Consider the following 12,600-nt stretch of genomic DNA (forward strand, 5'->3'; position numbering starts at 1 on the left):
TATTTGTTAATTTAATTGGACTGTACGTAAATTAATTTTATTTCGCACATCTTCGCGATGAAATATGATGGTTTAATCCTACCTAGTTGATATTTATAAGTAAAAGTTTGTAACAAAATATAACGAATGAGATGAATTACAGGAAACTTACTTTTTATAACCCCCAAAAGGTATTGGCTTATAAGTTTTTGCAACAGTTGCTTACAAATGTCACCTTAATGTTTCATAAGGCTCTGGTATTATGATGCTAATAGAGTTTTGGGGATAATAGAATATGCAAACAAATTCACTTAGATGGGTTTTTCCATTTGTAGCGCTAGCTGTTGGTATTATTGGCTTTATGGGAATAAATGCCATTGCACAAGAACCAGAAAAAAAAGAAGTTATTGATACTCGTCCAACAGTGCAAGTTGAGCCTGTGGCTGCGAACGATCATCAAGTTATTATTAATAGCTACGGTGAAGTAAAGCCACTTGAAAATACACAGCTTTCGGCGCAGGTGTCGGGTGAAGTATTAAGTTGGCATCCTAATTTTGTAGCCGGTGGCATCGTTGCTCGCGGTGAGACGTTATTTACTATCGAAAAAGATAACTATGAAGCTGCAGTACTTGTTGCTGAGGCCGAAATAGCTCGCGCACAAGCTGGCTTAATTGAAGAACAAGCCCAAGCCCAAGTAGCAGAAGATGAAGCAAAGCGTTTTCCTGATAAAGCGCGTACAGACTTATTTTTACGTAAACCTCAAGTGCTAAGCGCGCAGGCATCTGTTAAATCGGCGCAAGCAGCATTAAAACGTGCACAGCGTGACTTAGATAATTGTGAAGTAACCGCCCCTTACGATGCATTAGTGATTAGCCGTAACGTAGGTGTTGGCCAATTTGTCACTATGGGTTCGCAAGTGGCTGAACTAAATAATATTGAAACTGCTGAAGTGATTATTCCTATCGCAGGATTCGACAGCGTCTTTTTACCAGAGCGTATTAAAGGCATTACGGCAACAATTATTCAAAAAGGGCTAAACAGCTTTACCCGTGAAGGCGTAATTGACCGCGACCTAGGGATTGTTGATAACGCTACGCGTATGAGTAGTTTAGTGGTACGTATTGAAGACCCATACGGCTTAAAAGCAAAACAGCCTGCTATTAAGTTTGGCAGTTATGTACAGGTAAATTTTGCAGGTGCAATGCTTAATAATATTTACCGTTTACCGCAAGCTTTAGTAAATAACCAAACTGTGTGGGTAGTAAACGAAAATCAAGAACTAGAGCCTCGCAAAGTAACTGTTATTCGCGAAGAAGGTGAGTATTTTTACATTAGCAGCGGTTTAAATGCCGATGACAAACTCGTTATTACTCTACCTGAATACCCGCAAAAAGGAATGCAGGTTAAAATTGCAGGTGTAGCTGCAAAACCAGAAAGCTCAGAAACGAGCACTTCAAACACGCAACAGCTGTAGGGTGTAATAGTTATGAGCGAATCAATACAACAAAAACAAACAGGGTTAATTGCCTATTTTGCTAATAATTCAGTAGCCGCTAATTTAATGATGTTTTTTATCATGATTATGGGGGCTATAAGCTACTTTACGATTCAGCGCCAAATGTTTCCTAATATAGAGATTAACTACATTAATATTGAGGCTAATTACCCAGGAGCCTCTCCTCAGGAAATAGAAGAAAGTATTCTTATAAAAGTTGAAGAGTCACTTAAAGATATAACAGAAATTAAAAAAGGCGTGTATCGCGCATTTAGAAATGGCGGTACGGCAAGCCTCGAAATAAATACCGATGCAGAACTTACCGACGTACTTGATAAAGTAAAGTTACGTATAGATGGCATTGCGACTTTTCCAGCGGGTATGGAGCCGGTCACCATAAGTCAGGTTGAGTTTAGACAAGATGTAATAGGCATGACACTGGTTGCTGATTTGCCGCTTACGGAGCTTAAGCCGATAGCAAACCAAATAGAGGATGAGTTGCTGCAGCTATCGAATGTATCTTTGGTTGTAAACGATGTACCGCTAGATGAAATTGCTATTGAAATAGAGCCCGATACGCTTCGCCAATATAATTTAACCCTTAGTGATGTTATGGATGCGGTACGCCGTTACTCAGCTAACTTTTCGGCGGGGCAGCTAAAAACAGACGCAGGCGTTATTTCTGTTCGAATAGAAAATCAGTTTTACTCAGGTGATGAATTTAGACAAATTCCGGTAAAAATTGGTGAGTATGGCGCTAAAGTATTACTGCAAGATATTGCCGTAATTAAAGATCAGTTTACTGAAGGTGAGCGCTACTTTAAGTTTAATGGCGAAAACGCGGTGTACTTATCGGTTAAAGCAACGCAAGAGCAAAACATGATCCCAGTTGCGGATTCGGTGAAAGCATTTATTGATCAAAAAAATAAGCAGCTACCGCCAGGTATTAGGTTAGAGCCATTAATGGACATGACCTACTACCTAAATGCTCGCCTTGATATGATGAAGGCTAACTTGTTTCAAGGTGCAATTTTAGTAGCAATTATGTTGTCGTTGTTCTTGCGCTTTAAACTCGCGCTTTGGGTAATGATTGGCTTACCGGTTTGTTTTTTAGGGGCCATGATGATGATGCCGTTATTTGGCATTAGTATTAATATTATTTCGTTATTTGCGTTTATTATGGTGCTCGGCATAGTGGTGGATGATGCCATAGTGATAGGGGAAGCCGCCTATACCGAAGTTGAAAAAAGCGGTGGTGGCGTTGAAAACGTGGTGCGCGGAGCAAACCGCGTCGCAACCCCTGCAACCTTTGGTGTATTAACAACAATTGCTGTGTTTGCCCCATTCACAATGTCGAGTGGACCAGAAAGCGCCTTCTTTTATGGTATAGCCGTTGTGGTTATGCTGTGCTTGGCGTTTAGTCTCGTTGAGTCAAAACTAATTTTACCTGCACATATTGCGCATACAAACTTTTCGCCAATTAAAAAAGGTGGCTGGCGCGATCGCTTCAATACGCGCTTTTTTGGTTTCGTAAATGGCCCGTATAAACGTTTTATTGCGAAATGTGTAGATTGGCGCTGGACCGTTTTGTTTGCCTTTATTGCTATGTTTATAATAAGCATTTCGCTTATTACCTCAAATAAAGTGCGCACCGTACCTACTCCTAAAGTACCGCACGACTTTCCGCAAATACAAGTTGAAATGAACGATAACGTTTCTGATTTACAAACTATTGCGGCTATTCGTGAAATAGAAGCCATGGTACTTAGAGTGGATGAAGAAACTGAGCGTGAGTTTGGTCAAAAAATTATTCGTGATGTATTGGTATTTAACCAAGGCAGAACTGAGTCGCAATTACTTGCGCCATTGGTTGACGAAGATTCACGTCCATACAATGCATTTGAACTTTCGCGTCGCTGGCGTGAAGCTATGCCGACTATTGCTGGTATTAAGTCGTTAACTATTCAAGACGATGTTGGTGGCGGCGGCGGTAATGGCGGCGGCGAGTTTGGCTATTTACTGTATGGCTCAGACATCGATACTTTAAATCAAGCAGGTCGTCGTTTTATTCAATTACTTCAGCAGCAAACGGGGTTGTTTGATATTAGTTCAACTATCGACCCTGCAAGCAAAGAAGTACAAATGAGTCTTAAACCAGTTGCATACGATTTAGGCTTAGATTTGGCAGATATTGCAAACCAAGTGGGTGCTAGTTTTTATGGTGGCGAAGCACAGCGCGTCATCCGAAACGGTGAAGAAGTACGTGTAATGGTACGTTACCCTAAACTGACTCGAGAAGCATTTTCATCGCTTAAACACACCGTTGTTACTACACCGCAAGGTCGAGAAGTATTACTTGGCGATGTAGTAGAATTAACAGAAACGCCAGGAATTAGCTATATACGTCGCGAAGGCGGTTATCGTACCGTGTATGTTTATGGCAATATTGATGAAGAGCAAATTGAGCCAGGTGAAGTAGTTAAGCAAGTAAAAGAAAACTTACTGCCACAGTTAATAGAAGAATTCCCAAGTGTTAAATCAGAACTTGGTGGTGCAATAGAAGAGCAGCAAGCTCAAGCTAATGAGCAAATAATGTTTTTTATTGGCGGGATGATTTTAGTATACATACTGCTAGCTGTACCGCTTAAAAGTTATTCGCAACCGCTTATTGTAATGTCGGTTATTCCGTTTAGTTTAACCGGGGCTATTTGGGGTCATTACTGGTTTGATTTAGATATGAGCTTAATGTCGGGATTTGGCTTAATTGCCGCAGCAGGTGTTGTTATAAATGACTCACTTGTAATGACCGATTACGTTAACCAAGTTCGCCGCGAAGGTGTTAGCGTTAAAAATGCAGTAATAGAAGCTGGTTGTGCCCGTTTTAGAGCAATACTATTAACGTCGATAACAACCTTTGCTGGTGTATTACCTATTATGTTTGAAACAAGCCTGCAGGCTAAGTTTGTAATACCAATGGCAGTAGCGCTTGGCTTTGCAGTTATGTTTGCAACGTTAATAACGCTTATATTAGTACCGTGTTTATATATTATTTTAGGTGATATTGGTGCGGTGTTTAAGCGCCCATTTAAAGGTCGAGCTGCTAAAGTCTCGTAGATAAAAATATAAAAATATAAAGTATAAAAAAAGCACTGACCGTTATTAACGCTCAGTGCTTTTTATTATCTATTTATTGTTGCTAGGTTAGCTACAGCAATAATTAATCTTTAAATTGCTTATGGCAATCTTTACAGCCTTTAGCCCATGCGCCAAAAGCTTTACCAATTACGGCTTTATCGCCCGATTGAGCAGCTAACGCTAGCTTATCTGCATTTGCTGCAAAAGCATTTGCTTTTTCAACGAAGGTTGCATTTTCGGCCCAAACAGCAGCAAGTGCAGCTGTGTCGCCTTTATCTGTTCCTTCGTAAAACGCTTCCCATGGCATTTTTGAAAGTGCAGCAGCGTTGTTAGCACGCATTTTAAATTGTTCTGCATCAAAAGGTACTTTACCTTTTAGCATTGCGCCCATGTCACCAATTTGCACTGAGATCATTGAAAACGCTGCTTGGCGGTATTCAATTGCATCACTTGGTTCTTTAAATGCAGAATTTGCCGATACGCTAAGTGCACATGTAGCTAATGCTATACCTGCTAATATTTTTTTAAATTTCATAGTTTGCCCCTGTTGAATATTATTCCTAATTTAATATCTTGTATGTAACGTCATTTTTATTCAAGCGAATACGATGGATTTAATGAAAAGTTAATCATTAATGCCTATATCGGCAAATATCATGCCTCGTCGCATGCTGCGGGTTGCTAAAAACACTTCACCTAATAACGAAATAAATGCACAAATGAGCAGTGCCATTGCAGCTACAAAACAACAAGCAATGGTCACGCTTAAGTTAATTGATTGAATGTGCGACAAGAATAAAAACATAACCACAGCACATACAAGTAAGGCACTTAATACACTTAAACTAAAAGCAATATGTATACATCGAGATCGTTTTAATAAAGCGCGGAGTTCTGTTGCTAGCGACTTATTAAAATCGTCATCTGTATTTACTTTTAATCTTCGCTCCAATAAGCGCGCTCTGTCGGTAATTCGTGCTAAGCGATTAGATAAAACACCTAAAGTTGCTGCTATACCTGTGATTAAAAATACGGGGGCAACGGCCGTTTGAATTACTTTTGCCATAGTTAAAATGTTAATTACTTCGCTATTCATTACTACCCTTAATCAGTTGAGCTTAAAAGTGATTTATATATTTACAGAGTACCTGATGTAGGCTTGTTAAGAAAAGAGGAATTACGTTGATTTATTTTACATAGCTTCACAAACTAAATCACAATAAAGGCCATTTATAGGTATATTTAACTACTTAATAAAAAATAAAAATACAACAAGGACTTTGACTGATGAAACGTACCCCATTTTCACTTGCTGCACTATCGCTCGCTATTTTAAGTGGCTGTAATCAAGCCCCTGAAGAAACTCAAAAAAATAATACGCAAGTTAAAACAACTCAAGTTGCACAAGCTATTGCACCGGTTGCTAAAAAAGTGCCGCACGAAATGACTATTCATGGTGATACACGTATAGATGATTACTATTGGCTACGTGATGACGAACGTAAAGCGCCAGCGGTAATTAACTATTTAGAAGCTGAAAATACATACACTGATGCCATGCTTGCACACACTAAAACGCTGCAAAGTGAGTTGTTTGAAGAGCTAAAAGGGCGCATTCAAAAAGACGATGATTCAGTCCCAGTTAAAAGCGGTGATTATTTTTACTCAACGCAAACACGTGGCGATAACGAATACACTACTTACTTACGCAGTAGCGATTTTGCAGGTACCGATCAGCAAGTTATTTTAGATGTAAATGAGCTTGCTAAAGATCACGATTATTATGCAGTAAGCGGTTTAGATGTAAGCCCGAATGGCAATTTAATGGCTTATGGTGAAGACACCGTTAGTCGTCGTATTTATAGCGTAAAAATAAAAGATTTAACTACCGGTAAATTACTCGAAGACACACTTGAAGGCACCAACGGTGGCATTGTGTGGGCAAACGATAATAAAACGGTTTACTACATTAAAAAAGATTTACAAACCTTGTTAGGCTACCAAGTGTATCGTCATACGCTAGGTACACCGCAAGCTGATGATGAGCTAATTTACGAAGAAACTGATACCAGTTACTACATGGGTATGAGTAAAAGCAAAGACGAGTCAGAGATTTATATTTGGCACAGCAGCACGGCCGCATCAGGCGTATCGGTATTAAGTGCTGATGATGCTAAAGCAATGCCTAAGCGTTTAATTGAGCGCGAAGCAGGGCTTGAATATGAAATTTCTAAACTAGGGAATACTTACTACATTGTCACTAACTTAGATGCTGTAAATTTTCAGCTGATGAAAGTTGATATTGATAAAGCAGGCGACAAAGCTAATTGGCAAAGTGTGATCCCAGCGCGCGATGATATTAAACTCGAAGGCATTGATTTATTTAATGACTACTTAGTTTATCAAGAACGTGAAATGGGCCAATCAAAGTTGATTGCGCGTGATTTAAAAACAGGTAAAGAGTTACCACTGAGCTTTAACGATAGCGCTTATACAATTGGTACTTATGGCAATAACGATATAGATAGCAGCACGTTACGTGTTTACTACACAAGCATGACTACACCAAGCTCGTCGTACGATGTAGATTTAGCGACTGGCGATAAAGCGCTTCTTAAGCAACAGGTTGTGTTAGGTGATTTTGATGCTGACAATTACGCTTCAGAGCGTATTTTTGTAACAGCACGCGATGGCATAAAAGTACCGGTAAGCTTAGTTTACCGTAAAGATGCGTTTAAAAAAGATGGCACTAACCCGCTACTGCAATATGGTTATGGGTCGTACGGTGCAACCATGGATCCAACGTTCTCAAGCTCACGCTTGAGCTTATTAGACCGTGGTTTTGTATTTGCAATTGCCCATGTACGTGGCTCGCAAATGCTAGGTCGTCCTTGGTACGAAGACGGCAAGCTACTCACTAAAAAGAATACATTTAATGACTTTGTTGACGTAACCAAAGCATTGGTTTCTCAAAAGTATGGCGCAAAAGATGAAATATTTGCGTTAGGTGGCAGTGCTGGTGGCTTATTAATGGGCGCAGTAGCAAACCAAGCGCCTGAGCTTTATAAAGGGATGGTTGCTGCGGTACCGTTTGTGGATGTAGTAACAACGATGCTTGATGCGAGTATTCCGCTTACAACAAATGAATACGGCGAATGGGGTAATCCTAACGAAAAAGCGTATTACGATTACATGCTGTCTTACTCGCCATACGACCAAGTATCTAAGCAAGCGTACCCTAATATGCTGGTAACAACGGGTCTGCACGATTCACAAGTTCAATACTTTGAGCCTGCAAAATGGGTTGCTAAGCTTCGTGACTATAAAACTGATGACAATAAGTTATTGTTTAAAATAGATATGGAAGCAGGGCATGGCGGCGCATCGGGTCGCTTTAAACGCTTAGAAGATACCGCGCTAAACTATGCATTTATGCTTGATTTAGCGGGTATTAAAAAGTAATTAATATTTAAATAGATTTAACTCAATAAGGTGCTTTTTAAGAAAGCACCTTTTTTTGTGGCAAATTAAAGCTAAACATCGTGCCTTTACCAATTTCACTTTGTACGTAAATTTCGCTATCCATCAGTTTTAATAACCCTCTGCAAATAGCCAATCCTAAACCACCTTGCTGGCGCCCTTCTTTATTAGAATTACTTGCTTGGTAGTGCGGATCAAAAATAGCATTCAGCTCATCTTCTTTTATGCCTACGCCCGTGTCTGATACATGCACAAATAGTTGATTATCGTCACTGCGTTTTACATGTACTGCAATGCTGCCTCCACGAGGGGTATGCCTAATTGCGTTATCAATTAAGTTGCTTAACACGCGCTCTAATTTAGCTATATCGGCAACCACAGGAAAATCACAAATCGCAGGTTCTACCGACAAACTAATGCCTTTTTTATCAACGGCTAAACTAAATTTTGCCATGCAATCGTAAATGAGTTCACCTAAATTAAAGGTTTCTTTATTTATACTTATTTCGCCGTTTTCTAAGTGAGCAAGCTCAAATATTTGCTCTATGAGTAGCTTTAATTGCCCGCAATTATTAAGCGATACCTGTAAGTATTCTTGCTGCTCTTGTTTACTTAACTGCTCGCCCGATTGATTTAATACTTCTAAAAACCCTTGCAAGGAGGCAAGTGGTGTACGTAGGTCGTGCGATAAGTGAGTTAGTAACTCTTTGCGTTGTTTATCGCCTTGTTCAAGCGCTTTAAACTGCTCGTTAATACGGGTAAGCATGGCTTGAATACTTCGCCCTAAACTATGCACTTCATTACTTTTTTGCGTTGAATAATTACTTAGCTTTGTATCGGTAAGGCTGTAATTAGCCGCTTCTATATTACTAACATCGCGCGCTAAGCGCTGAATTGGATTGGTAAAAAATCGCAGTAAAATTAGCATCGCAATAAATAAAAATGCAAGTGCAGAGCCAAGCCATAAAGCGGCAAGCCATAACTTATCATTGTTTTTTACCGTGCTTAGTGAGGTGTCGTAAGCCTCACCACCAATAATGACATATAAATAGCCTTGTAACTTATCGTGATTAAATACTGGCGCGGCTGAAAATATTTTTTGTTGCTCTTTATTACGAGGGTTATCACCATAAATAGGTGTAGCGCTTGAATCGTTAATCAGTCTTTTTAAAGGCGTTAAACTAATATGCGTGCGTTTAACTTTTCCTGGCTTTGCTGAGTAAGTAAGAATTTTTCCGGTTTCGTCTACAAAATAAAATTCAAACGCCGGGCCTAATAACATCAAGGTATGAAAGAGGTTTTCAAGCGCTTTGTAGTCGTAAACCCCCTCTTTTATTAATGGGTTATCTTGTACTAAATGCTCAGCTAACGCTAAGTGCAGATTTTGTTCGGCGTGGTGTTTTGAAGTCAGTTCTAATTGCTTGCTCCAGCCGTAAACAAGGGCGCAAATAAAACAAAAAATTACGACTAGCGATATAGCTAATTTTTGATACAAGGATAATTTCATAATAGGTGTCTTAATTGAGTTGGCTAGGGTTTAGTTTGTAACCAACACCCCAAACGGTTTCGATAATAGGCGCTTGTTGGTGTTCTTCTAGCTTGGCACGTAATCGGTTGATATGTGAATTAACCGTATGCTCGTAGCCACTATGCTGATAACCCCATACTTTATCGAGTAATTGCTGGCGACTAAAAACATGATTAGGGTGGCGTGCAAAGTAAACGAGTAAATCAAATTCGGTGGCGGTAAGGTTAAGTGCTTGCTTTCCCAAATACACTTGGTGCGAACTAAATTCTATATTGAGTGAGCCTACATTTAGTGTTTGTTCGCTATCAATGGGGGAGTTGTCGTTATTTTGGCTAGCGAGTAGCTGTGCTCTGTGGCGTAATTGGGTTTTTACTCTGGCTTGTAATTCGCGTGCAAAAAAGGGTTTGCAAATATAATCATCGGCGCCCATTTCAAGGCCAATAACTCTGTCCATATCGCTACTAAGCGCGGTGAGTAAAATAACGGAGGTAGTAGGGTAATGCTCTTTTATTTTTCGGCATAAGCTCAAACCATCCATTTGGGGTAAGTTTATATCGAGTAAAATAAGTCCGTAGGGATGCTTAGCTATTTTTTTTAAGGCAAGTTCTGCGCTTACAACATGATCAACATGTAAGTTAAGCGACGTTAGCTGTGTGGTAATTAACTTACCTATTTCTCTGTCATCTTCTACTACTAATATTTTTTCGTGACGCATGTATTACCTCGTAAAAAGGGGGGCATCCATGCTCCCTTACTTCCCCATTACAAGCTGGAACGTTACTGCGTGCGCGTAATTACTATTTTCGATACTGGGTTATCAAACTTATGTTCAACACCAAGTGCTGATGTAGATAATCCATCTTGATTTGAAACAATACCTGGATGCATTGTTATTATATCGGCTGTATCGTCACGTATTTCGTTAAATCCTTCACCGCTAGCGGCTGGACCTGGCACAGTTTCAGCTGTTTCTGTATTTGCTTCCGTACCCGCATCATAAGCAGTCGTAGTGCGTGATAACGAACCGCCAACTTCTAATGTTGATACATCTAAAGAACTAAGACCGGTAAATGCATCATTTGTATTCCCAAGCATTGCAGCAAATGACAAATTAAGCGTTTCTTGATCTTCAACAGAAATAACTACTGTGGTTGTCTCACCAGGGCCAATGCCTCCTTCAGCTGAAACAGCAGCAAGCGCACTTTCGTAGCTTAGGTATTCTTCATTTGCGCCGCTTTCTGCGAGCATTTCTAAACCAACAGAAGCCGTTGTGCCGAATGTCCAAGGTGCTTCATCGTCAAAAGCAATGACAGAGAGCGGTGATAAAGGCTGCCCAGCAGTTAAATTACTAAACGTAATTGTAAATTCGCTAATTACAAGTTCTACAACAATTGGTTCAACAACGACCGGCTCTTCTATTATTGGATCGTCATTATCGTTATCGCTACACGCTGCAAGTGTGGTTGCAAGTGCAAGCACTAGTAGACTTTTTTTAAGGTTGTTAGCAGATGACATAATCATGATCCTACTTAACTGTAACGGTTAATTGAGCTACTGGGTTTAACCATCTGTGTACTGTATTGCTTAAATCGCTATTACCGGCTTCTAAATCGTCATCGCCTAAGCTACCAGGGTGAATATGAATACTTGTATTTGTATCACCACTTAATATGCCAGTACCGCCAGTGCCAGCGTCGCCACCTGGAGCTGCTGGAATACCTGGAGTACCTGGTGCACCAGAGCCTTCAACTACAAGTTCATTGTTTTGTTCTGTGCCTGCATCGTAAGCATTTAAATTAATTGTGTAAGTACCCGCTTCTGTTGGGATTTTCCAGCTGTTTAAGCCTACAAAACCATCATTAGTTGGCAGCATCATTGCAGTTAATGATAGGTATTCGTTACCGTCAGTAGTGGTCAGTGTTGCCGTTGTAGATGAGGCTGGTGCAAGTAAACCTTCAGCTGGATTTGCAGCCATATCACTGCCCGCAGCAGTTGCTTGTGCAACTAGTTCTGCAATATTTCCGCCCTCAGCCATTGTTTGTAGTGCAGAAGAAGCTTCTGTTGCTACTTCAAATAGTGTGTCTTCGCTGTTGTGTGCTGTAATTAATAGTGGAGTAAAGTGAATACCCTTGGTTAGGTTAGTAACCTTTAAGTCTAACTCTGCGGCCATAGTCGACTGGCTAGCTGCCGCTAAAAGAATTGCGATTGTTAATGTAGAAGTTTTCATTATTATTTCCTGTAAGTGATGATTCGAGTTAAGTATTGAATAATCGTCTCCAGAAACTCTCACAAACTTATCACTTTTTTATCACAAGATTTCACGCTGTGATTTTTAAAGGTAAATACGCTGGTTGATTAGTAGACTTTTGTTTAGTTAAGAGGCAACATACATAAAACAAAAAGGAGAGTGTTATGGAAGAAAATCAACAGGTTGAACCAGTTAATAAAGATGACCGTACGTGGGCTATGTTATGCCATTTGAGTGCGCTTGCCGGATTTATTGTGCCGTTTGGCTCAATAATTGGGCCATTAATTGTGTGGTTAATTAAAAAAGATGAAATGCCAGTTGTTGACGTGCATGGTAAAAAAGCGCTTAACTTTCAAATAACGATGGCAATTGCATATGTAGTTTGTTTTTTACTGATGTTTGTAGCGGTAGGCTTAATATTACTACCTATAGTGGCAATTTTTGGGTTTGTAATGGTTGTAATGGCGAGTATTAAAGCTAACGAAGGTAAAGAGTTTAATTACCCGTTTAGTTTAAATTTGATAAAATAAAACCTCAGTTATTTTTATACCAATTGCATTAAATTAGTGATCTATTATAGCGATAAGAAAATAGCTCAATAACAAGGCTAAAATTATGATACATAGTTGTTCTATATAAATAATTTTTAACGTCGTTAGTGAGTTATTTAATACGCTAGAATGATCATGTTTTTAATAAAATTGGTATTATAAACCCAGCTATAGGCTGGGTTTT

10 protein-coding genes are annotated in these 12,600 nt (G+C 39.6%); 4 read left to right on the forward strand and 6 right to left on the reverse strand.

All coding sequences use genetic code 11. From position 1 onward, the window contains the following. Positions 1-274: 274 nt before the first annotated feature. Together GQR55_RS04035 and GQR55_RS04040 are read left to right on the forward strand one after the other, a co-directional pair. A complete protein-coding gene (locus GQR55_RS04035) occupies positions 275-1,453 on the forward strand; it encodes an efflux RND transporter periplasmic adaptor subunit (RefSeq protein ID WP_166419535.1) in 1,179 nt (392 codons plus the stop codon). 12 nt (positions 1,454-1,465) lie between these two features. Then, positions 1,466-4,588, forward strand: coding sequence for an efflux RND transporter permease subunit (locus GQR55_RS04040; RefSeq protein ID WP_166419536.1), 3,123 nt, complete (start codon positions 1,466-1,468; stop codon positions 4,586-4,588). 103 nt (positions 4,589-4,691) lie between these two features. On the opposite strand, the gene GQR55_RS04045 is transcribed toward GQR55_RS04040, so the two are convergent. Together GQR55_RS04045 and GQR55_RS04050 are read right to left on the reverse strand one after the other, a co-directional pair. Beyond that, positions 4,692-5,144 carry a cytochrome c gene (locus GQR55_RS04045; RefSeq protein ID WP_165736026.1) on the reverse strand — a complete coding sequence of 151 codons (453 nt, stop codon included), beginning with the start codon at positions 5,142-5,144 and terminating at the stop codon, positions 4,692-4,694. A 90-nt stretch (positions 5,145-5,234) separates the two neighbouring features. After that, positions 5,235-5,705, reverse strand: coding sequence for a DUF2721 domain-containing protein (locus GQR55_RS04050; RefSeq protein ID WP_121953461.1), 471 nt, complete (start codon positions 5,703-5,705; stop codon positions 5,235-5,237). A 191-nt stretch (positions 5,706-5,896) separates the two neighbouring features. On the opposite strand from GQR55_RS04050, the gene GQR55_RS04055 reads away from it, so the two are divergent. Beyond that, positions 5,897-8,071 (forward strand): S9 family peptidase, encoded by a 2,175-nt coding sequence (locus tag GQR55_RS04055; protein WP_166419537.1) that lies wholly within the window; start codon positions 5,897-5,899, stop codon positions 8,069-8,071. A gap of 37 nt (positions 8,072-8,108) precedes the next feature. On the opposite strand, the gene GQR55_RS04060 is transcribed toward GQR55_RS04055, so the two are convergent. From GQR55_RS04060 to GQR55_RS04075, 4 genes are all read right to left on the reverse strand, one after another. Continuing rightward, entirely contained in the window at positions 8,109-9,596 is a 1,488-nt protein-coding gene (locus GQR55_RS04060; protein ID WP_166419538.1) for a HAMP domain-containing sensor histidine kinase, read from the reverse strand. A gap of 10 nt (positions 9,597-9,606) precedes the next feature. Continuing rightward, positions 9,607-10,332 carry a response regulator transcription factor gene (locus tag GQR55_RS04065; RefSeq protein WP_166419539.1) on the reverse strand — a complete coding sequence of 242 codons (726 nt, stop codon included), beginning with the start codon at positions 10,330-10,332 and terminating at the stop codon, positions 9,607-9,609. Positions 10,333-10,394: 62 nt separating this feature from the next. After that, positions 10,395-11,132, reverse strand: coding sequence for a spondin domain-containing protein (locus GQR55_RS04070; protein WP_166419540.1), 738 nt, complete (start codon positions 11,130-11,132; stop codon positions 10,395-10,397). A gap of 10 nt (positions 11,133-11,142) precedes the next feature. Further along, positions 11,143-11,844: a spondin domain-containing protein gene (locus GQR55_RS04075; RefSeq protein WP_166419541.1), complete on the reverse strand. Its 702-nt coding sequence runs from the start codon at positions 11,842-11,844 to the stop codon at positions 11,143-11,145. Positions 11,845-12,029: 185 nt separating this feature from the next. On the opposite strand from GQR55_RS04075, the gene GQR55_RS04080 reads away from it, so the two are divergent. Next, on the forward strand, positions 12,030-12,395 hold the full coding sequence (locus GQR55_RS04080; protein ID WP_166419542.1) for a DUF4870 domain-containing protein: 366 nt from the start codon (positions 12,030-12,032) through the stop codon (positions 12,393-12,395). The last annotated feature ends 205 nt before the right edge of the window (positions 12,396-12,600 follow it).

The organism is Pseudoalteromonas sp. Z1A8 (assembly GCF_011378855.1).
Classification (GTDB): domain Bacteria; phylum Pseudomonadota; class Gammaproteobacteria; order Enterobacterales; family Alteromonadaceae; genus Pseudoalteromonas.

Excerpts from the sequence above, each read along its gene's own strand:
- GQR55_RS04035 (WP_166419535.1), top strand. The coding sequence starts at position 275 with ATGCAAACAAATTCACTTAGATGGGTTTTTCCATTTGTAGCGCTAGCT.
- GQR55_RS04040 (WP_166419536.1), top strand. The coding sequence starts at position 1,466 with ATGAGCGAATCAATACAACAAAAACAAACAGGGTTAATTGCCTATTTT.
- GQR55_RS04045 (WP_165736026.1), bottom strand. The coding sequence starts at position 5,144 with ATGAAATTTAAAAAAATATTAGCAGGTATAGCATTAGCTACATGTGCA.
- GQR55_RS04050 (WP_121953461.1), bottom strand. The coding sequence starts at position 5,705 with ATGAATAGCGAAGTAATTAACATTTTAACTATGGCAAAAGTAATTCAA.
- GQR55_RS04055 (WP_166419537.1), top strand. The coding sequence starts at position 5,897 with ATGAAACGTACCCCATTTTCACTTGCTGCACTATCGCTCGCTATTTTA.
- GQR55_RS04060 (WP_166419538.1), bottom strand. The coding sequence starts at position 9,596 with ATGAAATTATCCTTGTATCAAAAATTAGCTATATCGCTAGTCGTAATT.
- GQR55_RS04065 (WP_166419539.1), bottom strand. The coding sequence starts at position 10,332 with ATGCGTCACGAAAAAATATTAGTAGTAGAAGATGACAGAGAAATAGGT.
- GQR55_RS04070 (WP_166419540.1), bottom strand. The coding sequence starts at position 11,132 with ATGTCATCTGCTAACAACCTTAAAAAAAGTCTACTAGTGCTTGCACTT.
- GQR55_RS04075 (WP_166419541.1), bottom strand. The coding sequence starts at position 11,844 with ATGAAAACTTCTACATTAACAATCGCAATTCTTTTAGCGGCAGCTAGC.
- GQR55_RS04080 (WP_166419542.1), top strand. The coding sequence starts at position 12,030 with ATGGAAGAAAATCAACAGGTTGAACCAGTTAATAAAGATGACCGTACG.